18 protein-coding genes and 1 tRNA gene are annotated in these 24755 nt (G+C 65.1%); 13 read left to right on the forward strand and 6 right to left on the reverse strand.

The window, feature by feature from the left end:
- Positions 1-188: 188 nt before the first annotated feature.
- From ACFWX1_RS10690 to ACFWX1_RS10710, 5 genes are all read right to left on the reverse strand, one after another.
- On the reverse strand, positions 189-605 hold the full coding sequence (locus tag ACFWX1_RS10690) for a hypothetical protein (RefSeq protein ID WP_378386038.1): 417 nt from the start codon (positions 603-605) through the stop codon (positions 189-191).
- Positions 606-706: 101 nt separating this feature from the next.
- Positions 707-3886 carry a type I restriction endonuclease subunit R gene (locus ACFWX1_RS10695; protein ID WP_378386006.1) on the reverse strand — a complete coding sequence of 1060 codons (3180 nt, stop codon included), beginning with the start codon at positions 3884-3886 and terminating at the stop codon, positions 707-709.
- Positions 3883-5103 (reverse strand): restriction endonuclease subunit S, encoded by a 1221-nt coding sequence (locus ACFWX1_RS10700; RefSeq protein WP_378386008.1) that lies wholly within the window; start codon positions 5101-5103, stop codon positions 3883-3885. The genes ACFWX1_RS10695 and ACFWX1_RS10700 overlap by 4 nt, the downstream gene beginning before the upstream one ends.
- Positions 5096-6652, reverse strand: coding sequence for a type I restriction-modification system subunit M (locus tag ACFWX1_RS10705; RefSeq protein ID WP_378386040.1), 1557 nt, complete (start codon positions 6650-6652; stop codon positions 5096-5098). The genes ACFWX1_RS10700 and ACFWX1_RS10705 overlap by 8 nt, the downstream gene beginning before the upstream one ends.
- Positions 6653-6702: 50 nt before the next feature.
- Positions 6703-8736 carry a hypothetical protein gene (locus ACFWX1_RS10710; RefSeq protein WP_378386010.1) on the reverse strand — a complete coding sequence of 678 codons (2034 nt, stop codon included), beginning with the start codon at positions 8734-8736 and terminating at the stop codon, positions 6703-6705.
- A 159-nt stretch (positions 8737-8895) separates the two neighbouring features.
- On the opposite strand from ACFWX1_RS10710, the gene ACFWX1_RS10715 reads away from it, so the two are divergent.
- The 6 genes from ACFWX1_RS10715 (at position 8896) to ACFWX1_RS10740 (ending at position 17001) form a co-directional block, all read left to right on the forward strand.
- Positions 8896-11322, forward strand: a complete 2427-nt coding sequence (locus ACFWX1_RS10715; RefSeq protein WP_378386011.1) for an AAA family ATPase — start codon at positions 8896-8898, stop codon at positions 11320-11322.
- Complete coding sequence (locus ACFWX1_RS10720) at positions 11319-11702, forward strand: hypothetical protein (protein WP_378386013.1); 384 nt, start codon at positions 11319-11321, stop codon at positions 11700-11702. Before ACFWX1_RS10715 ends, ACFWX1_RS10720 begins: the two co-directional genes overlap by 4 nt.
- 61 nt (positions 11703-11763) lie before the next feature.
- On the forward strand, positions 11764-11877 hold the full coding sequence (locus ACFWX1_RS10725; RefSeq protein WP_378386014.1) for a helix-turn-helix domain-containing protein: 114 nt from the start codon (positions 11764-11766) through the stop codon (positions 11875-11877).
- A gap of 785 nt (positions 11878-12662) precedes the next feature.
- The gene (locus ACFWX1_RS10730) at positions 12663-13292 is read left to right on the forward strand and encodes a hypothetical protein (protein ID WP_378386016.1); all 630 of its coding nucleotides are present in this window, start codon (positions 12663-12665) and stop codon (positions 13290-13292) included.
- Between the two features lie 17 nt (positions 13293-13309).
- Positions 13310-15520, forward strand: coding sequence for an N-6 DNA methylase (locus ACFWX1_RS10735; RefSeq protein ID WP_378386018.1), 2211 nt, complete (start codon positions 13310-13312; stop codon positions 15518-15520).
- Positions 15521-15720: 200 nt separating this feature from the next.
- Positions 15721-17001, forward strand: a complete 1281-nt coding sequence (locus tag ACFWX1_RS10740; RefSeq protein WP_378386042.1) for an IS256 family transposase — start codon at positions 15721-15723, stop codon at positions 16999-17001.
- A gap of 301 nt (positions 17002-17302) precedes the next feature.
- Here ACFWX1_RS10740 and ACFWX1_RS10745 read toward each other — a convergent pair.
- Positions 17303-17378: transfer RNA gene (locus ACFWX1_RS10745), tRNA-Arg, on the reverse strand.
- Positions 17379-17602: 224 nt separating this feature from the next.
- Between ACFWX1_RS10745 and ACFWX1_RS10750 the strand changes: the two genes are divergently transcribed.
- From ACFWX1_RS10750 to ACFWX1_RS10780, 7 genes are all read left to right on the forward strand, one after another.
- A complete protein-coding gene (locus ACFWX1_RS10750; RefSeq protein WP_247058120.1) occupies positions 17603-18256 on the forward strand; it encodes a response regulator transcription factor in 654 nt (217 codons plus the stop codon).
- A gap of 7 nt (positions 18257-18263) precedes the next feature.
- Positions 18264-18878 carry a trimeric intracellular cation channel family protein gene (locus ACFWX1_RS10755; RefSeq protein ID WP_378386019.1) on the forward strand — a complete coding sequence of 205 codons (615 nt, stop codon included), beginning with the start codon at positions 18264-18266 and terminating at the stop codon, positions 18876-18878.
- An 82-nt stretch (positions 18879-18960) separates the two neighbouring features.
- Complete coding sequence (locus tag ACFWX1_RS10760; RefSeq protein ID WP_378324331.1) at positions 18961-19653, forward strand: response regulator transcription factor; 693 nt, start codon at positions 18961-18963, stop codon at positions 19651-19653.
- Positions 19654-19679: 26 nt separating this feature from the next.
- Positions 19680-21074 carry a sensor histidine kinase gene (locus tag ACFWX1_RS10765; RefSeq protein ID WP_378386044.1) on the forward strand — a complete coding sequence of 465 codons (1395 nt, stop codon included), beginning with the start codon at positions 19680-19682 and terminating at the stop codon, positions 21072-21074.
- A gap of 153 nt (positions 21075-21227) precedes the next feature.
- The gene (locus ACFWX1_RS10770; protein ID WP_378386021.1) at positions 21228-22028 is read left to right on the forward strand and encodes a DeoR/GlpR family DNA-binding transcription regulator; all 801 of its coding nucleotides are present in this window, start codon (positions 21228-21230) and stop codon (positions 22026-22028) included.
- Positions 22025-23116, forward strand: a complete 1092-nt coding sequence (gene galT / locus ACFWX1_RS10775; RefSeq protein WP_378386022.1) for a galactose-1-phosphate uridylyltransferase — start codon at positions 22025-22027, stop codon at positions 23114-23116. Before ACFWX1_RS10770 ends, galT begins: the two co-directional genes overlap by 4 nt.
- A 64-nt stretch (positions 23117-23180) precedes the next feature.
- Complete coding sequence (locus tag ACFWX1_RS10780; RefSeq protein ID WP_378386024.1) at positions 23181-24653, forward strand: trypsin-like peptidase domain-containing protein; 1473 nt, start codon at positions 23181-23183, stop codon at positions 24651-24653.
- The last annotated feature ends 102 nt before the right edge of the window (positions 24654-24755 follow it).

A 24755-nucleotide genomic window follows, 5' to 3' on the forward strand; every position in this document is an offset into this window, starting at 1 on the left:
GGGGTTGTGGTGTGGGGGGGGCGGGCTCGGGGGCGCGGGGGGGCGGGTGGTTGGTTTCTGTTCCCCCCGTCGCGCCCCCCCCCGCCCCCCCCTCCGCCCACTAACTTCCAAAAAAACCCCCCCCCCCCTCGGCGAGGTTCCGTTCAGAGCCGTTGAAGGGCCGTAGAGCGCGCCCGGTTGTCTTTCGGTCAGAGTGCTGCTTGGAGTGCTTCGAGTGAATGACCGGAGCGCTGGTGTGTCCACTTGGCCCAGCCGTTGATCTCATGTCCGACGCAGGCCTTTAGCGCCGGAGACGGCTGGGGGAAGTCCTGTTCACCGACCCGGACCCAGCCGTCGGCAGTGACTGTTCCCCGGTGAACCAAGCCCTTGCGGGGCTGTTCGTGAACCAGGTCGTCGTCGGCTTCGAGTACACCGGCTTCGAGTAGTGGCGTCAAGGCGCCGGGTCGTCGCACGATATGACTCGGCGGCTCATTGACCTTCCTGGGGCGAGGCTTACCCGGCTTCAGCAGGCGCCGCAGGACATCGCTTACGCTCTCCAACGGACGCGCCTGCTCTTGCAGGTACTCGAACACGTCGGTTTCCAGCTTGACGGGGTAGGTCTTCATCACGGCTCCGCTCATTGACTACTTCGAACACTTGGAGATTACAAAGTTTTCCAAGTTTATGCAAGTCGTCCGATGGTGTGACCGTGTACGTCGGATGGAGGTCAGTCCTTGTTCGGCGACCACTCCTCGGCGAAGGTCTCCATCTGGGTCAGCACCAGCTGCGTAGCCGTAGGCTCTGCGTCGGGCGGGTAGCCGTGGACGGCAAGGAGACGCTTAATGGTGCTGCGAAGCTTTGCGCGGACATCGTCACGGGACACCCAGTCAGTGGTCACGTCACGACGAAGCGACCGCACGAGGTCACGCGCGATGTCGGCCAGTTTGCCCACTCCCATCTCGCCGACCGCCGACTCGTTCTGTGCGACCGCGTCGTAGAACGCCAGTTCATCAGCTGTCAGATTCGGGCTGAACTGCTCACCACGACGGCCATCGGCGGAAACCTCCTTGGCCATGGCGACCATCTCGGCAATCACCTGGGCTGCGGTCAGGTTCTGATTGGTGTACTTGTTCATCAGTTCGATGAGTCGGTCGGAGAAGCTCTGCTGGCGCACGACGTTGTGCCTGGTGACCTTGCGCATCTCTTGCTCGATCAGCCGCCGCAAGGCTTCGATCGCCAGGTGCGGATTACGGGCCGCCTGCATCCGCGCGATGAACTCGTCGTCCAGATGTGACAGGTTCGGCCTGGGTAACCCCGCGGCCTCGTAAAGGTCGGTCACGCCGCTGGCTTCGATCGCTCCCGCCGTGAGCTGCCGCAGATACAACGCGACGTCGGCGGGGATCGGCTTGCCGCTGGCGGCGCGCTCCTCCGCGTCGAATTTCGCCATCCACACCCGGACCGCCTCGAAGAACGCGATGCCGTCGCGGTAGGGGTTCATCTCACCGGTCGACGAACACAGCGCGTAGAACCGCGCCAGCTTTGCCGACGCCTGCCGGAACCGCTCCGCCGCCGACAGCTCTTCGCCTTCGATCTTGTTGTCGGGGTTGTCCGGGCTGCGTAGGTAGTCCACCGCGCCGAGTACGGTGTTGATAAACGCCTTCGGGTGTCCGGAGGCCAGCCCCGCACGCCAGTTGAATCGGGCGAGGATGATGGAAGAGATCGTTTCGTAGAGCTCGCGGACCTGGGCCAATGCGTCGTCGATGTCTCGGCCGAGCGGCTTGGTCTCTTGATCGGTGGCGCTGTATTCGGCGAGCGCTGCGTACAAGTTTTCGGTGAGCGGGGCATAACCGACGAGCAGCCCGTCCTCCTTGGCCCGGAACGTCCTGTTGACCCGTGCCAACGCCTGCATCAGTGCCGCACCACGCATAGGCTTGTCGAGGTAGAGCGTGTGCATCGGTGGCGCGTCGAACCCGGTCAGCCACATGGACTGCACGATCACCAGCTGGAGCGGATCGTCAATCTCGCGCATCCTCTGCTGGATGGCCTTGTTCAGTGACGGCCGGCGGATGTGCTTCTTGATGACCGTGTTCTTTTCGGTGGCGTCACCCGTGTAGACGACTTTGATGAGCCCCTTGTCGACATCGGCGTGGTGCCATTTCGGTCGCAGCTCGATGATCTGGTCGTACAGCCGCGCGCAGATCTCACGGGTTGCGCCGACGATCATGCCTTTGCCGTTGGCCCCGATGAACTTGCGCATCTGGCCGGAGCGCTCTTCCCAGTGGTTCACGATATGTCTGGCGAGTTCGCGCAGGCGGTCCGGAGCACCGTAAAGCTCGTTCATCGCGGCGACGGCCCGCTGGATACGGATCCGTTCGGCGTCGTCCAGACCAGAGGTGGCGTCGTCGGCCCGTTCGTCAATGATCTCGGGGTCGATGTCCTCGGGAAGGTTCACCGGAATATGGTTGCTCTGATAGAACACCGGCACGGTCGCGCCGTCGGTCACCGCACGGGTCAGGTCGTAGATGTCAATGTAGTCGCCGAAGACCTTGCGCGTGTCTTTCACACCGGAGATCGGCGTGCCGGTGAACGCGATCATCGTGGCGTTGGGCAGAGCGTCGTGCAGGTGCCGGGCATAGCCGTCGAGGTCGTCATAGTGGCTGCGGTGGGCTTCATCGACGATGACGATGATGTTGTGCCGTTCCGACAGAAGCGGATGACTGCGTCCGGACTCCTTTTCTTCCTTGGTACGGCCGAACTTCTGCAAGGTGGTGAACAGGATGCCGCCGATGGTGCGGTTGCCGAGTTCCTCACGCAACTGGCTTCGTGAGTTCAGCTGGAGGGGCTTGGTCGGCAGCAGCCCGCTGGTTTCGAACGTCGTGAAAAGCTGGTCGTCGAGGTCGGACCGGTCGGTGATGACCACAATGGTCGGGTTGCCCAGCGCTGGGTGCTTGAGCACCTGGTTGGCGTAGAGCTCCATCTCGATGGACTTGCCCGATCCCTGGGTGTGCCAGACGACGCCGCCCAACCCGTGTCCACGCACGGCTTCGACGGTCTTGTCGACTGCCTTGGTTACGGCGAAGTACTGATGCGGTCGTGCGACTCGCTTCACCACGCCGTGCTCGTCGTCAGCGAAAGCGACGTAGTTGTGAAGAAGATCGAGCATGCGGTCTTGGTCAAACAGGCCGTACAGCAGCAGGTTCAGCGCCAGCTCGGAGTCGTCCGTCGGCGGTTGCTTGACCGGCTTGCCCTCTTCGTTGACGTTCCACGGCAAGTACTGCTCGAAAGAGCTGAACGCGGTGCCGTATCGCGCGGTGATCCCGTCGGAAACTACACAGACCATGTTGTAGCGGAACGCCAGCGGCAGTTCATCCACGTAGGTCATGATTTGCGCGTGTGCCCCGGACAAGTCCGCATGGGCGTCGCTGGCCTTCTTGAGCTCTAATATCGCGATGGGTAGTCCGTTGAGGTAGAGGACTACGTCGAAGCGTCGCTTGTGTTCGCCATCCACGACTGTGACCTGGTTGGCTACCAGCCAGTCGTTATCGGCTCGTTCGGCGCCGATGACGCGGATGGTCGGGTTCTGTTCTGCGCCGAACGAGTCGGTGTAGACGACCTTGCGGATACCCTTGGTCAGGTACTCGTGCACCTGCCGGTTCTCCGCCTTCGCGTCCCTGGAGGTCGCGGTGACCAGTATCTTGACGGCTTCGTCGACGGCTGAGGTGGGCAGTTCGGGGTTCAGGTGCGCGACCGCGCGCCTAAGCCGGTCGTGAAGGACCAGGTCCTGCCAGGACTCCCGCTCGCCTGAGCCTGGGGCGATCTTCTTGCCTTCGGTCAGGTGCCAAGTGAGCTCACCGAGCGCTTCGAGGGCGAGTTCCTCCCAAGCGGCTTCGGAGTAGTCGCCGTTCATACCATGTCCTCCACCAGTCTTTCGGCATCTTTGACTCGTAGCTCTCCGGACATGAGCTTAGGTAGGAGCAAGTCACGGAGTTCGGCTAATGTCTTCGACTCCTGGCCTAGCGACTTCATGTGGGCGAATGCCGGTGAAGCCACTTCGTCGAACTTGGACAGCTCGCTGGTCTTCGGGCGCACTAGAGGAACATCTTGCATCTGGGCGGCGGATACTCGTTGTCTGCCCGACGAACCGACCATGTTCCTGATTGCGATGGTTCGGAATCGCTGACTGCGTGCAAGAAAGTAAGGGAAGTGTGCAGGAACCCCAGGTCGAGGCCGCATTACAATGAATTCAGTTGAACCAACTCCGATTTCTCCTTCCGGCAAGAAATCGACGAATGCGGTTTTCCCATTCTCCAAGCATGGAGTGATTCGTGCCATTACAGTGTCACCGTTTCGGAAACGCGTCCCTGGCTTTGGCTGCCTACGGCTATAATTGCGGACTCGTGCGGTTTTGGTGGGCAGTGCTGCCATGTCAAGGTATACTGCATCGGTTCGAATTGGCGCAGCGGTCTTTGGGTTAAACTCGACCATTTCCGAAGCGGGCACCGACCCATACGATGCCTCAATGTCTGAGCCGAGTTGCTCGAAATGAAACGCTACAATGGCCTCGTATGAGTCGGCGATTCGATCGTTGACGGCAATTTTGTCGTCTAGTGCACGAAGGGTGAATGCGATCCCGCGCTGAACTGAAGGAGGGGGGAGACTGATGAGCATCCTGCGCTGGTCGGTAAGGCTGAGATATGGTGCCATGTCTGTTCCATGGGCGAGGGCGCGGAGTTGGCGGGAGAATTCTTCTCCTCTTGACCAGTAATATAAGAATTCTGGAATAATCTTTCCTCGATCCAGACTTCTCCAGTAGCTCAAATGTGGAGAATAAACAAATGCTGGAATGTCGGGTCCTACGTAGGCTGTGCGACCTACGCTGTTGCCCTTTGTTGTGACGACCGTGTCTCCGATGCGGCCAATTTTGGTCTGATATTTCGACACCGACATTACATTGAATCGCTCGGCTTCTGACCAGTCAAATCCGTTTGCTTTCATGCATCCAGCGCGCATGAATATCGGGCCGGTGCCACCCAACTCTTCTAGCTTGGCTCGATAGCCGTCGCCGATCTCTAAAAGACCGTCTTCGATCAACTGGCCGAAGTTTGCCCGGATCGGATCAGTCATTGATTCGCCCCAGCTGTTCACGGACGACCTTCTCTAAGAGGGCTGATTCGTCGAAATGGGCGTAGAGTTGCTTCGTTAGTCTTTCGATCTTTTCGTCGACGGGTTCGGCGTCGTTGTTGTTCAGATCGGCAGAGCCGACGTAGCGACCAGGAGTAAGAATGTGGTCGTGGGTGCGGATTTCCTCAGTGGTAGCTGAGTAGCAGAAGCCAGCGACGTCCTCGTACTTCAAGCCTGCTTCACGAGCAGATTTGGTGCCGCGCCAGGCGTGATAGGTACCGGCGATCCTGGCTAACTCGTCCGCGGTTAGTTCGCGTTCGGTGCGGTTGACTAAGACGCCCATGTTGCGGGCGTCGATGAACAGGATCTCGCCTCGTCGCTCGGACAGCCGCTTCGAGCCCTGTGGTCCCTTGTTCGCGGCGAAGAACCACAGACATGCCGGGATCTGTGTAGTACGGAACAGCTGTGGAGGCAAGGCGATGAGGCACGACACGAGGTCCGCTTCAACCATGGCGGCTCGGATGTCACCTTCGCTGGACTGCTGTGACGACATGGAGCCGTTCGCGAGTACCACGCCTGCACTGCCCGTCTCGCGCAGTTTGGACACGATGTGTTGCAGCCAGGCGAAGTTCGCATTTCCGGCAGGCGGAGTGCCGTAGCGCCAGCGGGCGTCGTCGGGGCGACGAGCCCAGTCGGACATGTTGAACGGCGGATTCGCCAGGATGAAGTCGGCCTTGACGTCGGGGTGTTTGTCCTCACGGAAGGTGTCGGCCCAGCGGGGGCCGAGATTGCCGCTTATGCCGTGAATGGCGAGGTTCATCTTCGCCAGCCGCCAGGTGCGTTCATTGGCCTCCTGGCCATACACGGACAAGTCTTCGCGGCGACCTCGATGGGCGGTGACGAACTTCTCGGCCTGCACGAACATGCCCCCGGATCCACAGCACGGGTCGTAGACGCGCCCCGAGTATGGCTCTAGCACCTCCACAAGCAGTTTGACCACCGAACTCGGCGTGTAGAACTCGCCACCACGCTTTCCTTCGGCGCGGGCGAACTTCTCCAGGAAGTACTCGTAGACCTCGCCCAGCACGTCGCGGGCAGGCCGATCGCCATGGCCGGTGAAGCGGGCGTCGCTGATAAGCGCAAGTAGTTCGCCGAGGCGGATCTGGTCGACATTGTCGCGGTTGAAGATCTTCGGCAGGACCCCGGTCAGTGACTCGTTGGACTTCATGATCTCGTCCATGGCCTGATCGATCTTCTCGCCGGGATTGTCGCCGGCTTCCCGCACGAGGTTGTCCCAGCGCGCGGATTCGGGCACCCAGAACACCCCGTGACCCGTGTACTCGTCCTGGTCGCCCAGGAAGCTTTCGATCCTGGTCTCCGGGACACCCTGCTCGACGAGTTCAGTGCGGATTTGGTCGCGGCGCTCGGTGAACGCGTCCGACACGTACTTGAGGAATACCAGCCCGAGCACGAAGTCCTTATACTGCGCCGCGTCCATCGAACCGCGCAGCTTGTCGGCCGACTTCCACAGGATGTCGTGCAACTCCCGCATCGTCTGGGGTTGCTCAGGCTTCTTCTTCCGGGGTGGCATTGCGCTCCTGTTCATCGTGGGAAGGTCAACGTAGCGTTCGTGATGCCCGCGGTGGCGATCCGCCACAGCTCGTCGAGTGAATCCAATTCGCTTTGGACTTGTCGTCTTTGAGCGGCGATGCGTTTAAGCAGCGCATCCAGCTGCGCTGCGGTTGCGGCGGACAGGACTGGTAGCTCCCAGTCGACGAGCTTGCGCGCCGGCCGGACGGCACCCGCGGTCCGCGCCCGGAGGGAGGTCTCCAAGAGCGCGGCGAGCACGGCGGGCGGGCATCGGGCTTGGCCGTTCGGTGTCACACGTAGGCGGCGGACCGGAAACCGGATGACGGAAAATCCGCGCTCGTCGAGGTAGACGGCTGGTTCGGGGGTGAGAGTGACGAGCACGTCGCCCGGTTCGGTGAGGCTTGCGCGAGGATACTCGGTAGCCAACACGGCTCGGTCGATCAGGCCAGGCGAACTCTGGGAAGACAAGTCGATCGGACCAAGGACCGGATGATGGCCGTCCAAGGAAAGGTGCTCGGTGGCGATTCTGCTGCCTTGCCCCAGCCGCAACCAGCCGCGTCGCATGAGGGCACCGACCGTAGCGCGTTGACCGTTCGAATCTTCGGCGATGACCAGGCCGCTCTCGATCGGCTCCGGTGTGCTCCGGGGGCGAGCGAGCACCGCTTCAAGCTCCCTCAGCCGTGCGACGGTCTGCGGCACGACAACAACGCGTTCGCGCACGCTGGGCATGGGCACTGGCGTGAGCGGACGGGGCGGTTCGACAAGATCGCGCACCGCGACCTGGACAAAGTGGCGACGGGAATGTGTGGTCGGTCGGTACCCGTCGCGATGCCATGTGACCACATCGGTAGTGCACGCGTCGACCACCTCTGCGGACAGTTCCTGATCCGAGATGTCACCCAGGAGTACCCAGCCTTGGGCACGCGGGTCCGGGTTCGCGGTGAGGACCCACAGCGCCGTGTCGTAACCGGGCCGGGCAGGCACCATGCCACCGGGGAGCCGCAAGATCGCCTCGACCATTCCGCTGGCCAACAGCTTCGCGCGCAGCCGCTCTTCGGCGGTGTACGGCTTGAGACCGGCCGTCAGTGCTTCTGCGGGGCCAAGTATGACCGCCGTACGTCCAGGAGCCAGCCAGAGCGACAGGCTGTCGATGGTGTCGAGAGCCGCGTTCACCGATCTTTCCTCACCTGAGAGATAGGGCAACGCGGTAACAAGGGCGTCTGGGGGAGCGACCTCGTCGTCGAAGTTGTTGGTCACGACGATGTCTTCGGCCGGGAAACCGTGTACGCGCAGCCGCCGTCTCAGGAGCCGGGAGGTGCACTTGTCTCGTTCGGCGGCGACGAACACGGGATTGTGCGCCTCACCGAGGAGCGCCGCGGTGGCCAGAAGCAGGTCGCCCCGGCCCGCCCACGGATCGGCGATGCGAACAGATCCGGCCTGGTCGGTATGCCGCGAGGCGCCCGACAACCCTGCCATGAGGTGCGGTAGGTGGGGATGAAATCGGTCGGCGCCCGAACCGGAGAGTCGCCCCACGACGGTGAGAAGGCGCTCGAATGCCGGCTGCGCTCCCCAAGCGGCTTCGACGAGGTCGTCTACAGCGTTCACGAGTGCTGCAGCGCCGTCCGGGTCGTCAGCGATCTCCGAGCCGAGCATGCAGTCGTCGACGTCCACGGCCTGCGCTCGCTCGATCAGCTCAACCGAAGTGGCACCTCGCAATGGTTCTCCGTCAAGGTGCTGCAGGCAGAGCAGCGCCGTGGCGGTGGTGAGCAGGCGCTCGGTACCCGTCTGCTGCGCGACCGCGGCGAGCGCATATACCTGCAGGTCCGGCTCGATTTCCGCGCGCTGTGCGCGACCGGTGCCGACCAGCCACGCGCACACTTCGCGGCCGTCGAACAGCGGTCGCCCCTCAATGGTGGTCGCCGCGACCGGGAAGTCCAGGTGGCGGCGGCGCCAGGTCGTGACCACCGGGCGTTGCACTCCCGCCATCTCGGCGATCTCTGGCAGGGACATCAGAAGGCGGGCCTGCTGTGGTGTCGCGTGCGCCATCAGGGCCCTCCTGTCCGGTCGTGTGTACAGCGATCACACTAACGAGCGAGTCGCTAGTGCAACATCGAGTGCCGATAACCCGCCTTATCAGCTGTCATACCGCCTTGGCGACCTCGGATGTCTACCGTCGAGCTGGTCCGATGTGAAAGGTGGCCGATTGTGACCGACAAGACCCTGACCGACCTGGTCCTCGAACGGGCAGACGCCGACCCCGAGCTTGCCGAGGACGCCAAAGAACTGATCCTTGCCGCACTGCTCGGCGATGACGCTTTGGGCTCCGTCCTGCTCACATCGCCGGGCGACACCGGCAGGCGGGGAAGCCCGCTGCCGGAGCCCGGACCGCCGCCGGTCGGGGCGTATCTGACCGATATCAAAGTCGCCGGTTTCCGAGGTATCGGAGCCGAGGCGACGTTGTCATTGCACCCGGGCCCCGGGCTCACCGTGGTGACTGGTCGTAACGGGTCGGGGAAGTCGAGCTTCGCCGAGGCACTGGAACTGGCCCTGACCGGTGACAGTTACCGCTGGCAGAAGAGGCACGCGCACTGGTCTTCCGACTGGCGCAACCTGCATCAGCCTGCTCCGTGCGCCATTCGTGTTGGTCTTGCCGTCGACGACTTCGGTGCCGCGACCGTCGGCGTCGACTGGGCTGACGGAGCCACTCTTTCCGACCGGTCGACCTGGCTCCAACGGGTCGGCGAGCGGCGGGAACGCGGCTTGACGGCGCTCGGCTGGAACCCGGCGATCGACGTATACCGTCCGATCTTGTCCTACGAAGAGATGGGTGGGCTGTTGCAGGCTGGCCCGAGCCAGCTGTACGACGCTCTCGCCCGAATCCTCGGGCTGGAGCAGATCACCGACGCGGCTGCGCGGCTCGTCGCCGCCTTGAAGAAGGCCGAGGAGCTGGCTCGTGAGACCAAGGAACGCGGCCAGCAGTTGAAGGCTGCCTTGGCCGGCGTCGACGATGATCGGGCGAAGGCAGCGCTCGCCGAGTTGGCCAAGCGGACCCCGGACCTTGGCGTGCTCACTGCGTTGGCAACCGGGGCCACTCAGGACCAGGGACCTTTGGCTCGGCTGCGAATCTTGAGCCGTGCGGCGGTGCCACTGCAGGATAGCGTTTCGCAGGTCGTAGCTGATCTGCGTGCGGGCGTGCAGGCAGTCGCCGACCATGGAGCAAGGTCGGCGGAACGGGAAGAGCGGCGGACGACCTTGCTGTCGCAAGCTCTCGAACTCCACTCCTCGCACGGCGACCAGTCGTGTCCGGTGTGCGCGGAAGGAACTCTCGACGTGGCCTGGCGCGAACGAGCCACGGCTGAGCTGGCACGCGAAAGCGCCGAAATCGCTCAGCTGCGTGCCGCCCGGGAGCAGCTTGTCGCAGCTCGACAGCAGGCTCGCGAGCTGATTGGTCGGTATCCGGCCATCGCCGCTCCCACCGGAGTCGCTCTAGCGACGATTGCCCGTGCCGAGGAGGCCTTGCGCCGCTGGCTCGATGTCCCCGCGGACGACCTCGCGCTCGCCGAACACCTCACACAGCGGCATCTCGAACTCGTCGAGGCCTTCGCAGCGCTCAGGATTGAAGCCGCCGAGGCGATTACGCGGCTCGAGGACGCTTGGGCGCCATTGGCGCGACAGCTTGCGCGCTGGCTCGAGCTCCGATCGCGAGCTGACGCGCAAGACAAGACGGTACGAGCGATCAAAGCTGCCTGTGAGTGGGTCAAGAACAATGCGGCCGCACTGCGCAACGAGCGGCTTGAACCGCTGGCCAACCGTTCGAAGGAGATCTGGGCGGCCCTCCGACAGGAGAGCAACGTTGATCTGGGCGCGATCACGCTGGAGGGGCAGGGAACACGCCGTCACGTCGAACTGCGCGCGGAGCTCGACGGTGAGCACGCCGGCGCCCTCGGAGTGATGAGTCAGGGTGAGTTGCACGCACTCGCACTGGCCCTGTTCCTGCCGAGGGCCACCGCGGACTGCAGCCCGTTCCGCTTCGTCGTACTCGACGATCCTATTCAGGCGATGGACTCGGAGAAGATCGACGGTTTTGCCCGGCTCCTGGCTGACATAGCGCGGGATCGGCAGGTCGTGGTGTTCTCCCACGACGATCGCTTGCCCGAGGTGCTCAGGCGGATGGCCATTCCGGGTGCGCGGATCCTGGAGATCTCCCGAGGCTTCGGTTCGGCGGTCGAGGTCCGTCTCTGCCTCGACCCCGCACGCCGATACGTCAGCGACGCCACAGCTCTCGCCAATGATCGGGCAGTGCCTCCCGATGTGCAGGCGAGAGTGCTTCCGGGGCTGTGCCGAATGGCCGTCGAGGCTGCGGCGCGGGACGTCTTCTACGCCCGCAGCTACGCGGCTGGCGCGAACCGAGCCGTCATCGAGGCGCAGTGGTTAGCAGCAACTCGTACTCGTAAGCGTCTCGGTCTTGCGCTGGACGGCCGAGACAGTCAGTGGTGTGAGCATCGATCGTGGCGACAAGCCACTCTCAGGGTCTGTGGACCGGGTGTTCACACGGGTGTGGGCACCGACCCTCGCGGTGTTGTCAGTAACCTCCGCCGGACCGTTGAAGACCTCTTGGAGGAACGGCCGTGACCACTCCAACGCAAGCGTTGCTCCGCCGTGCCCGGGAGGTCCTCGAAGGCACGGTTCACGTACCGGAAGGACTGGCAGTTCGATCGGCTGCGTTCCTTGCGCGGCAGGCAATCGAAGGCATGGTGACGACTTCGTGCCAAGCGCTTGGAGTGTCGATCGGCCGTGCCCACATGCGCTCCAAGATCATCGTGATCAGCGCTCTCAGCGGAGACGAGATGGGGGCTCGTGCAGATCTGGCTTGGGCTGCGCTTTGCCAGGCCTGCCACCATCACGCATACGAGCTGACACCAACCGCGGATGCGATTGCTCGCTGGATTGGCCAGATCGAGGCTATCCTTCTGGAAGTGGCGGGCTTTCCCGTGGCTGATTACGGCTCGTAGGTACGCGGTCGCGCGGTCACACATGCTGGGCAGGCTGGCCCCGCGACATGCTTGCCGTCTGGTGATCGTCGGTAGATCGCCGGATCTTCCGGTGACCAGCTATGTGGATGAGACGTCGCGGCAGTCGGTGTATTCCTGGCTCAAGCGGTTCGAGGCCGAGGGTGAGCAGGGCTAGGTGACGCGGTCACGGCGGCCGAAGACTTCCCCGCCCCGGCTGGTCGCTGTTGTTGAAGCGCTGGTGTGTGAGCTGTGTCGTTCGCATCCGCGATGGGGGCCTCGGCGCATCGTCCAATGAGCTGGGCAGACGGGGATATCGCCGACGCCGGGTCGGAGACTGTCTATCGCGTGCTGGTGCGCAACAACCTTGTCGAGCGGCAGGAGCGTCGGCATCGGCGCAAGTACCAGCGTTGGCAGCGGGACGCACTGATGCAGTTGTGGCAGTTGGACGTCATAGGCGGGGTGTTCCTGGCTCCGACGTGCGGCCGTGCTCGACGCCGCCCATACCCGGGCCAGGCGCGGGCTCCGCAACGAAACGGGAACGCTCACCGGCGTCGCAGTGACCGCGTGCTGTCGCCGGATCACTGGTCGTCTACGACCGCGTACGTTTCCGGTGCACGACGAGCGTGTGCTCGCTCTGCTGCTCTCAGCCGTCGCGTCCGGAGCAGGTTCGGCGGATCAGCAGGACGGCGACCTGGTCACCCGGTCGATACTCCTTGCCGAGTGGGTCGACGCCACGGCAGCTGGAGTTCACAAATTTGAGTACGCGAGCGTACGCTTGCCTCGGCGAGGCATCGGCGCTACGGTTCCTGCGAGATCACTCGGAAGGACTCGTCGATCCCAGATCGGGTGCGCCAAAGACAATGCCCCAGGCGGCATGCCGAAGCAGAGGCGGACCTGGGGCCTACTCGTGCACTGTACCACAGCTGGCTCTGCTGTGGCTATCGATCCCTGGGGGCCAAGATGACTTTCGCCAACGACAACGACGGATGGATCGTTAAGGCACTCTCGGAAGCGCGGTTCGCCTCGTACCTCGTCGAGTGTGGCGGCGACTACGCCGCGGCAGGGCGGCTGTACTTGTGGAACATCCATGCCTCCATGGCGTTCTACCCGCTGCTTCACTTCGCTGAGATCACTTTGCGCAACGCGTTGCACCAGAGGCTGTTTGCTCGGTTCGGACGTGCCGACTGGTGGGCAGTGGCGCCGCTCAACGAACATGGGCGGCGCCTGGTGCGGCAGGCTCAGGAGAAGGTCACGACCCCGCGCTCACCGCAGGACTCGGATGCTACCGTCGCAGAGCTGACCTTGGGCTTCTGGGTGTCACTGATGAGCCGAGCGTATGACCGCGCGTTGTGGGTTCCCGCCTTGCATCGGGCTTTCCCGAACTACCAGGGGCGTCGCAGTACCTTGTACGCAGATCTTCAGCAAGTGCTGCGACTTCGCAACCGCGTTATGCACTACGAGCCGATCCACCGGCGTGATCTTATCGATGACCACACCACGATCTACCGCCTGTTCGATTGCATGTCGTGCGATCTGCCCGACGTCGTGCGCTCGGTAGACCAGGTCCCGGAAGTCTTGCGGCAGCGTTGATAGGCGAGGAGCCACCCATGACCGAGCATCGCCAGAACGTGACCCTAACCGACATTGCGGAACTGGCCGGAGTCAATGTCAGCGCGGCTAGCAACTGGCGCAAGCGGCATGCCGACTTTCCCCGGCCGAACACGGTATCCGGACAGGAATTCTTTGCCGCAGACGAGGTTGCGGACTGGCTCAGTCGGCGGAGGATCGCACGCAACAGCCTCCGCCCCGACGAATCACACGGCACGACCTACGGCGACAGGTTCCTCCGCGGCACTGACATGTTCGCATGGGGCTCTCAAGCGAGGCAGGCTCAAGCTCGCGCAGAAGTCCGTCATGACTGGACGAGCCAGCTGTGGCATATCATGAATCTTCTGCGTAACGACCTCGAGCCCGTCTCCGCCTTCGACTTCATCATGGCCATGTTGTACCTGCGGACGACAGATCGAGAACGTTGGCGTGAGTTCGCACAACAACCGTCTCCAGAGACTGCGAACCGGATACTCCGCGACATACGCCTCCCAGGATACGATGTTCCGCTGGTCACTACCGCCGATTTGGATTTTTCCGGCAAGCAGCAGTTGGTGGAGGCCGTCAGGCTCTTCGACGAGGTCGACCTGGACAAGGTGGGATCGGCGTCGATGTTCGACGTGCTGCTGGAGGGGATGAATCGCGATCTTGGCAGGCACGGTGGCCACTTCACGCCGCCCTCAGTGGTGAGGTTCATGTTGGACGTTCTCGGCCCGCAAAGTACGGACACCGTGTACGACCCGTCGTGTGGGTCCGGCGAACTGCTCGTGGCGGCGACGCAGCGGGGTGTCGGGTCGATGTCCGGTCAGGCGATGAACGGACGCTCACTCCGGATGACGCTGCTGAACATGTCGATGCATAGCAGTGAGGCGAAGCTGCGGCTCGGTGGGCCCGAGGTTGCGCAGGGAGCGTTCGCCGGCAGGAAGTTCGACGTCGTGTTGTCGAACCCACCCTTCGGTATCACCCTCCCGGACAGCGTCGAACAGGACAAGTGGCCTTTTGGTGTGCCGACGAAGCGCGCCGGTGAGTTCGCGTGGCTCCAGCTTGCCGTGCTCGCATTGAAACCGGGTGGGCGTGGCGGAGTGCTCATGCCGAATGGCACTCTCTTCAGCCGGGGGGCCAATGCGGATATCCGGCGCGCGATGGTCGACAATGGCGTGGTCGAGGGAATAGTGGGGCTCCCCGCCGGGCTCTTCGCGGCTACAGGTATCCCGGTGTCCCTCTGGCTCCTTCGGCGACCCAAGCTCGGTGAATCATCGCCGTCGGAAATTCTTATTATCGATGCTTCCGGCTTGGGTGCGACGAGTGCGCGTGCTCAACGCGTTCTCCGCGAGAGTGATTCGGCTAAAATTGTCCGACAGTATCAGAGCTGGTGCGACTTTGGTCGTTCTGGTAATTTCGACCTGTCTGTGGGATTTGCCAGATCTGTCGGCATCGAGGAAATTCGGCGAAACGAATACGACCTTCAGCCAAGCCGATACGTACGTGGCAAGGACGACAGCACCTATTCGCTGACCAAGCTTAAATCGCTGCAGCAGGAGTTGGCCGAGCTGGCCATGCGAACGGAGCATGTTCGCGGCGATGTCGACGCCCATCTCGCAGCGTTGGTCGGTTACAACCTCACTGAATGGCGGCCGGTCCCCCTCGGCGGTATCTGCGAAGTTCAGGCAGGGCCCAACGAGGTAGACCGCGAGCGCGGGGTGACGATGGAGGGTTGGACCCGTCTCGTGCTACCTCGCAACATCAAGCGCGGCCATCTCAGCCACGAGGAGCTGGACACTGTCTCTCCTGAGGAATCCATCCGACTCGCGAAGTATGGTCTCCGGTCAGGCGACATCGTTTGCCCGCGCTCGGGGACGCTCGGCAGGCATAGCCTCGTGCGGGAAGCGGAGAGTGGGTGGCTCCTGGGGCCTAGTTGTATGCGCCTGCGCCCCCGGGGAAACGACATCGTTTCAGAATATCTCGTGCACTTCCTCAACAGCTCTGCGGTGCACGAGTGGGTCATATCCCAGTCACGTCATACCGCTATCCCATACATCCGAACAGCCACTGTGCGGAACCTGGTGGTACCACTACCCCCGGTAGAAGTGCAGCGCGCTGTCATCGACTCGATGGAGTCGATCAACGTCCACATCGAACAGCACCAGCGTGCGATATTGACCACGCAGTCTTTGCGCGACGTTGTTTTCAGTTCGCTGACACAGTCATGATCGAGTAACCGGGATCCTTTCACGCCGCCGCTGCGGGTCGCCGTAGAGCTGACTTACTTACTGCTGATATCCGGCTAGCCAACGACACTCTCAAGGTGAACCTGACTCCGGTGTCACGTGGCGGTCATGCGGTTCAGACGGGGACTGTAAAACGTTCGGTGTAACTCCCGATCATGGAAGTGCACCTGATGACCGACATGATGTCCGGCGTGGAGAACGCTGAGGACTCGAAGCCCGAGGCCGGTCTGGACGGTCTGGATGACCAGCTCGTAGAGCGGCTGGTGGACCGTGCCAAGGCCGGTGGGCTGAGGTTGACCGGTGAGGGCGGGGTGTTGCAGCAGCTGACCAAGCGGCTGCTGGAGTCCGCGCTGGATGGCGAGATCACCGATCACCTGGGCTATGACAAGCACGACCCGGCCGGCCGCGGGACCGGTAACTCGCGTAACGGCACCCGTTCCAAGACCGTGCTGACCGACGTGGGGCCTGTGCTGGTCGACGTGCCGCGGGACCGCGATGCGAGCTTTGAGCCGAAGATCGTGGCGAAGCGGCAGAAGCGCCTGACCGGGGTCGACGAGATGGTGATCTCCTTGGCTGCCAGGGGTTTGACCACTGGAGAGATCTCCGCGCACCTGGCCGAGGTCTATGGTGCCGAGGTGTTGCGGCAGACCATCTCCACCATCACCGACAAGGTGGTCGAGGGCATGGTCGAGTGGCAGAACCGGCCGCTGGACCCGGTCTATCCGGTGATCTTCATCGACGCGATCCACGTGAAGATCCGCGACGGACAGGTCTCCAACCGGCCGATCTACGTCGCGTTGGCGGTGACTTGCGAGGGTCGCCGCGACATCCTGGGGTTGTGGGCCGGTGACGGCGGCGAGGGCGCGAAGTACTGGTTGCACGTGCTCACCGAGCTGAAGAACCGCGGCGTGGCCGACGTGCTCATGGTCGTCTGCGACGGCCTGACCGGCCTGCCCGACGCGATCACCACGGTCTGGCCGGCCACGATCACCCAGACCTGCGTCGTTCACTTACTGCGCAACAGTTTCCGCTACGCCGGACGTCAGCATTGGGACGCGATCGCCAAGGCCCTCAAGCCGGTCTACACCGCGGCCACCGAGGCTGCTGCGCGAGAGCAGTTCGCCGAGTTCACCCAGGAATGGGGCGGCCGATATCCGGCAATCGTGCGGTTGTGGGACAACGCCTGGGCCGAGTTCGTGCCGTTCCTGGCCTTCGATCCCGAGATCCGCCGGGTGATCTGCTCGACCAACGCGATCGAGAGCGTCAACGCCCGCATCCGCCGCGCCGTCAAAGCCCGCGGCCACTTCCCCAACGAGCAGGCCGCGCTCAAGTGTGTCTACATGGCGATCATGAGCCTCGACCCGACCGGCACCGGCCGCAAACGCTGGACCATGCGCTGGAAACCCGCGTTGAACGCCTTCGAGATCGCCTTCGACGGCCGCTTGGCCGCCGGACGCAAGTAGTTTCCTTCAACCCGAGTTACACCGTTCGTTTGACAGACCCTTCAGACGAGCGACGACGAGCGACAAGGTCCAGAACCTCGAACGGTGTGTTGATGGACGTCCCCCTCGTTCCGCCGAGCAGGTGTTGGCGTTCGACGCCTATCCATGTAGTGCGGGTGGCTGGGCCGCCAGAGCGGCCAACACAAGACCACATTCGCAGTACGAGACCAACGGGAATAGGTCTGACCCGGGGCTTGGCGGTTGTGCCTCCATGCTGACCGTGCAGGAGGAACGGGGCTGACCTGCAGAAATTTGATCAGGTTGGTGCCCCCGGCAGGATTCGAACCTGCGACACCCGCTTTAGGAGAGCGGTGCTCTATCCCCTGAGCTACGAGGGCATGTGCTGCCGACCTCACTCTAGCGGGCCCGAGGCGGGCGTGGTGCAGGGGGCGGGTCAAGGGGTGCCCTACGTAGGTTGTCACCCGTGTGGGTGGTGGGTGCGTCTGAGCCGGTTGGCGCAGTCTGTCACTCGGTCGTGTCTGGTGTCGGGTTGCTGAACAACAGTAGGTAACCTTCGTTAACGGGATGCGGAAATCGCTCCACCGGCTGCCGGAGGGCTTCGTTGATCAAGCTCATGTTCGCCGACGACGAGGAACTAGTTCGTTCGGGGCTGCGCGCCATGATGTCGGGTGCGCAGGACATCGAGATCGTGGGCGAGGCGAGCGATGGTAGATCGGCGGTCGAGGTAGCACGGCGGTATCACCCAGACGTGGCATTGCTGGACATCAAGATGCGGGCGCCGGATGACGGGATCCGGGCGTTGCGGGCGATCTTGGCGCTGCCGGATCCGCCGACCGTGGCGATGCTGACCACGTTCGACATCGACGAGTACGTCAGCCTCGCGCTGCGGCTCGGGGCCAACGGCTTCCTGCTGAAGGACATCGACCCTGCGGCGTTGCTGCGGGCGGTGCGTGACCTGGCCAAAGGCGGTGCGGTGCTCGACCCGGGGGTGGCGGCGCGGATGGTCCAGTCGCATCGCGACGAGCAGCGGGCGGCCCAGCCGGCGCGTAAGCTGCTGGCCTCGTTGTCCGAACGGGAGCGTGAGGTGGTCGCGTTGATCGGGCAAGGGCTTTCCAACGCCGAGATCGGTGGCCGGTTGCACCTCTCCGAGGCGACGGTCAAGGGGTACGTCTCGGCCGTGTTGTCCAAGATCGGGGCGGCCAACCGGGTCCAGGCCGCGTTGCTGGCCTACCGGGGTGGCCTGCTCGACCAGTAGCGGCCCGATGCTGCTCACCGCGCTCGAGTTCCTGGGGCTCGTCGCGTTCGCGGCGTCCGGGGCGCTCGCTGCGGTGCGGGCGCGGCTGGACGTCTTCGGCGTGGTCGTGGTGGGGCTGACGACGGCGCTTGGCGGCGGGATCATCCGGGACGTCCTGCTGGGGATCCATCCGCCGACGACGTTGCGCAAGTGGCTCTATCTCGCGGTGTGCGCGGCGACGGCGTTGATCGTGTTCGCGTTCCATCCCCAGGTCGCGAGGCTGCGGCGCGCCGTGCTGCTCGCCGACGCGATCGGGCTCGGGGTGTTCGCGACGGCGGGGACGACGATCGCGTTGGCGGGTGGGGCGACCGTGTACGCGGCGTGTCTGATCGGGATGACGACGGGGATCGGCGGTGGGGTGGCGCGGGATCTGCTGCTGCGAGAAATACCGCTCGTGCTGCGTAAGGAGATCTATGCCGTGGCCGCACTGGCCGGGTCGGTGCTCGTCGGGGTTGGTCACGCTCTGCTACTGCCGCCCGGGTCGGTGACCGTGGTGGCGGCCGCGGTGGTGGTCGCGATCCGGATGCTGGCGTTGTGGCGGCGGTGGAACGCGCCGGTAGCACGAGGGTCCGGCGAGGGGTGAGGCGATCCGGAGCGGGAAAATCCTTTGTGGGTTCTGTGTGTGTTCTTAGGCGAGTCTCAGCACGCTGAGTAAGACTGTCGCCATGCGCATCCTTGTGGTGGACGACGACCGCGCCGTCCGTGAATCCCTCCGGCGGTCCTTGGAGTTCAACGGCTACCAGGTCGAACTCGCCAGTGACGGTGCGCAGGCCCTGGAGACGATCGTCGCCAACCGGCCGGACGCGATGGTGCTCGACGTGATGATGCCCCGCCTCGACGGGCTCGAGGTGGCGCGCCGGCTGCGCAGCACCGGGGACGACCTGCCGATCCTGGTGCTGACGGCGCGCGACACGGTGTCCGACCGGGTGTCCGGGCTCGACGCCGGCGCGGACGATTACCTCCCCAAGCCGTTCGCCCTCGAGGAGCTGCTCGCCCGGCTGCGCGCGCTGCTGCGCCGCGCCCTCCCGGAAGGCCAGGGCGACCAGGCCTCCGAGGTGCTTTCGTTCGCCGATCTCACGCTCGATCCGGGCACCCGCGAGGTCCGCCGCGGCGACCGCGAAATCAGTCTCACCCGCACCGAGTTCGCGCTGCTGGAGCTCTTCCTCTCCTATCCGAAGCACGTCCTCACCCGCGGCCGGATCCTGGAGGAAGTATGGGGATACGACTTCCCGACCTCGGGCAACGCTCTCGAGGTCTACGTCGGTTACTTGCGCCGCAAGACGGAAGCGGAGAACGAGCCGAGGCTGATCCACACGGTGCGGGGGGTGGGTTACGTGCTGAGGGAAACCCCGCCGTGACCGGTCCCGTCCCCACCATCGACGTGATGGAGGACGACCCGCGCGGTACGCGCTGGGGGACCCGCCGCTTTTCGCTTCGCGGACGAGTGACGTTGCTGGCCGCCGCCTGTGTGGCGGGCGCCGTGGCGCTGGTGTCGCTCGGCGCCTACCTGGTCGTGCAGAGCAACCTGTACCAGCAGCTCGACGACAACCTGGTCGCCCGCGCGCAGGCGGCGGTCCAGTCACCGCAGGTGCAGACGCAGCTCAAGCAGGTCCCCGGCGCGTTCCTGGCGAGCGCGGACCTGCAGATCGGGCAGCTGAACATCGGCAAGGAGATCACCCTGACCTACCCGCAGGCGGGCGTGGCGCCGCCATACGGGAGCACCGAGATCGAGGTCGCCGCCGGCGATCGGGCCAGTTCGATCCGGACCGACGTCGCCACCGACAGCAGGGTGGTCGCGCTGCCGTCCGGGCACGGCCAGGCGATGGTGCTGGCGCAGTCGATGGCGCCGACGAAACGCGCGCTCAACGAGCTCGCGGTCGTGCTGTTCCTCATCGGCGGCGCGGGGATCCTGGTGGCCGCGGCCGCCGGGACCGCGGTGGCCCGTGCGGGGCTGCGGCCGGTGGACCGGCTGACGACCGCCACCGAACGCGTCGCGCGCACGGGTGATCTGCGGCCGATCCCGGTCAGTGGTGACGACGAGCTGGCCCGGCTCACACAGAGCTTCAACACCATGCTCGGCACCGTCGCGGAGTCGCAGGAACGGCAGCGTCAGCTGGTCGCCGACGCGGGGCACGAGCTGCGGACACCGCTTACTTCCTTGCGTACCAACCTGGAGCTGCTGCTCGCGGCGAGCAGGCCCGGCGCGCGGACGCTGTCGGATGAGGACCGCGCGGACATCGAGGCCGACATCCGCGGGCAGATCGACGAGCTGACCCAGCTCATCGGGGACCTGGTCGAACTGGCCCGGCAGGACGTCCCGCAGGAGCAGTTCGAGCGGGTCGAGATGGTGGACGTCATCGAACGCGCCCTCGACAGGGCGCGGCGCCGCGCCGGCGAGATCGAGTTCGACGTCGCGCTGCAGCCGTGGGTGCTCACCGGGGACAACAGCGCGCTCGAGCGGGCGGTGCTCAACCTGCTGGACAACGCGGTCAAGTTCTCGCCGTCCGGGTCGACCGTGCGGGTGCGGCTCTACCCGCTCGGCGACGGCACCGCGGTCGTCGAGGTGGCCGACTCCGGGCCGGGGATCGCCGACGAGGACCTGCCCAAGGTGTTCGACCGGTTCTACCGTTCGTCGGAGGCGCGGACGCTGCCCGGTTCGGGCCTGGGCCTGGCGATCGTCAAGCATTCCGTCGAACGCCACGGCGGTACCGTCTACGCGTCGCGAACTCCCGAAGGTGGTGCGCTGCTGACGATCCGCCTGCCCGGCGCCCCGGGCTGACCCCGTCACCGTTACGGACGGCAGCCATTCGTGGCTCAACGCAGTGGAAGCCTGTGCAAAACCTGTGTTGAATCGTGTAGGATTTTGTGTGGTTGGGGCGTTCATGCGGGGAACGCAGTCGATTCAGGACAGTGCGTTGAGGACGGAGTTGCGGTGCTGGCGCGGCAGCGACAGGCGGTGATCCTCGAGGAGGCTCGCCGGACCGGCGCGGTCCGGGTGAGTGATCTCGTGACGAGGCTGGGCGTATCCGATATGACGGTACGCCGGGATCTCGACGTGCTCGCCGGGCGCGGGCTCGTCGAGAAGGTGTACGGCGGTGCGACGTCGGTGATGGGCAAAAGCACGGACGAGCCCGGGTTCGAGGCCAAGTCCGTGCGGCAGCGCACGCAGAAGGAGGCGATCGCCGAACTCGCGGCGAGCCTCGTACGGCCGGGAACCGCGATCGGGATCTCGGCGGGCACCACCACCTGGACACTGGCGAGGGCACTCGACCACGTCCCGGGGCTCACCATCGTCACCAACTCCATCCAGGTCGCGGATGTGCTGCGCGGCGCGAACCAGCCGGACCGCACCGTGGTGCTCACCGGCGGCGTGCGGACGCCGTCGGACGCGCTGGTCGGCCCGGTCGCCGTGCACAGCCTCCGGTCACTGCATCTCGACGTCGTCTTCCTCGGAGTGCACGGCATGGCCGACGGCCCCGGTTTCACCACGCCCAACCTCACCGAGAGCGAGACCGATCGGGCGCTCGTCGAGGCGGGGCGCAAGCTGGTGGTGCTCGCCGACCACACCAAGTGGGGCATCGTCGGGATCTCCACCATCGCCGGGCTCGACGAAGCCGACGTCGTCGTCAGCGACGACGATCTTCCCGACCAGGCAAGGGAAATTCTCGCCGAACGCGCGGGAGAAGTCATGATCGCCGAGACGGCGGGGACGGCCGAGGCAGAAGAAGCGTGAAACGCACCGTGAGGCACCTGGCCGACGGCCGGGAAATCATTTACTTCGACCAGCCGGGCTCGCCCGAGCGGCTCGCCGAGGACACCCGCGACCTCGATCCGGTGGCGGCCGCTTCGGAGATCCGCCGTGATCCGCTGACCGGCGAATGGGTCGCCATGGCCGCGCACCGGCAGACGCGTACCTACAAGCCGCCCGCCGACCTGTGCCCGCTGTGCCCGAGTAAACCGGGGAAGCCGAGCGAGATCCCCGAAGCCGACTACGACGTCGTGGTGTTCGAGAACCGCTTTCCGTCGTTCGCGCAGAACGTTCTCGGCGAATCGTCCACTGTGGATGGTGCGGGGCTGGTGCCGGTGGCGCCGGGCCGCGGCCGGTGCGAGGTCGTCTGCTTCACCAGCGACCACGACGGCTCGTTCGCGCGCCTGACCGCCAAGCAGGTCCGCGCGGTGGTCGACACCTGGGCGGACCGCACCGCCGAGCTGTCCGGGCTCCCGGGCGTCGAGCAGGTCTTCCCGTTCGAGAACCGCGGCGAGGAAATCGGTGTCACGCTGCACCATCCGCACGGGCAGATCTACGGCTACCCGTTCGTCACGCCGCGCACGTCGCGGATGCTCGACGTCGCCCGCGCCTACCAGGCCGAACACGGCCGTCCGGTGCTCGGCGACGTCCTCGCCGCGGAACGGGGCTCCGGCGCGCGGATCGTCGCGCGGGGCGAGCACTGGACCGCGTTCGTGCCGCCCGCCGCGCGATGGCCGGTGCAGGTCCAGGTGGTGCCACACCGGCAGGTGCCGGACATCCCCGCGCTCACCGAAGCCGAGCGGGACGACTTCGCCTTGGTGTACCTGGAGGTCCTGCGTCGCTGCGACGCGCTCTACGACCGGCCGCTGCCCTACATCGCCGCGTGGCACCAGGCGCCCGTACACCGCGATCGCGACCTGAGCTGGCTGCACCTGGAGCTGTTCTCGGTGCTGCGGTCCAAGGACAAGCTGAAGTACCTCGCCGGTTCGGAATCCGGGATGGCCGTGTGGGTGAACGACGCGACACCGGAGCAGATCGCCCAAAGGCTTCGCGAGGCCGGGCAGCCGGGGTGATACTCATCAGCGATGCACAGGTTCGACTCAGGAACCTCTCAGGACCGTCGCGCAAGGTGAGGACATGACCGAGAAAGACCCCAGTGCGCACGACCCCGCTGCTCAGAGTCATGCCGCTGGTGGTCAGCCGCAGCCGGAAGCCGGCCAGAGCGGCTGGTCGGGTGCCACGGCCCAGCCGGGCACGCCCGCCGATCCCGGTCCCGCGGCGCAGTATCCGGCTCCCGCGGAATACACTCAGCCCAGCGAGCCGAAGTACCACACGATGACCGGCGCCGACCCCGCGTACGGCACGCCGAGCCCGTGGTCGGCTCAGGGCGCCCAGACACCCCAAGGTACGTACACGCAACCTGGAGCCACCCCGCCACCCAATCCGTATGCCCCGCCCGGCGCTCACGGATTGCCGGGGGACACGTCGATCTACAACGTCCCGGGCGCGCCACCGCGGCGCGCGAAGTCCGGTTCGGGCAAGCTGCTCGCCGGAGTCGCGGCCGTCGCGCTGCTGGTGGGCGGCGTCGCGGGCGGCACCGTCGGCTACCTGACCTCGGGCACCAACAAGGGGCCCGCCGTCAACGCGCTCGACGCGCCGAAGCCCGCGCAGCAGACCGCGGCCGCCCCCGCCGGCTCGGTCGAATCCGTCGCCAAGAAGCTTTCGCCGAGCGTGGTCGAACTCCAGGTCGCCGGGCGGACCGCCCAGGGCGAGGGCTCCGGGTTCGTCCTGAGCACCGACGGCTACATCCTGACCAACAACCACGTCGTCGAAGTCGCCGCGAACGGCGGCCAGATCCAGTCGGTCTTCCCGGACGGCAAGAAGGCACCCGCGAAGGTCATCGGCCGCGACCCGACGACCGACATCGCCGTGGTCAAGGTCGACAACGTGAGCGGGCTGACCCCGGTGGAGCTCGGCCGCTCCGACGACCTGCGCGTCGGCCAGTCCGTGGTCGCCATCGGCTCGCCGTTCGAGCTGACCGGCACCGTCACCTCCGGCATCGTCAGCTCGCTGCACCGGCCGGTGCGCGCGGGCGGCAACAACGGCGACCAGGCCACGGTGATGGACGCGGTGCAGACCGACGCGGCGATCAACCCCGGCAACTCCGGCGGACCGCTGGCCAACATGTCCGGGCAGGTCATCGGGATCAACTCGGCCATCTACAGCCCGCAGTCCTCCTCGAGCCGGGGCGGCAGCTCCGAGGGCGCGAACGTCGGGATCGGGTTCGCCATCCCGATCGACCAGGCCCGGCGCACCGCCGACGACATCATCAAGACCGGCAAGGCCACGCAGACATATATCGGCGCCAAGGTGCAGGACGCGCAGGGCGGCGGCGCCCAGCTCGGCGACATCACCCCCGGCAGCCCGGCGGAGAAGGCGGGGCTCAAGCCCGGCGATGTCGTCACCAAGATCGACGACCGGACCATCGACTCGGCGGACACGCTGATCGCCGCGATCCGGACCCGGGCGCCGGACGAGAAGGTCACCTTCACGCTGAACAACTCGCGCACCGTCGACGTGACGCTTGGCGGCCAGCCCGTGCCCAACTGATCCCAGACGCGGGGGCGCGGGGAGGCGGGCGAGAACACCACCGGCCGCGGGGGGGGGCGGGGCGAGGTATCCACCCCCCCCCCCCGCCCCCACCCCCCGCCC

Origin of the sequence: Amycolatopsis sp. NPDC059021, from assembly GCF_042739895.1 — a bacterium.
In the GTDB taxonomy this organism is placed as follows: Bacteria; Actinomycetota; Actinomycetes; order Mycobacteriales; family Pseudonocardiaceae; genus Amycolatopsis.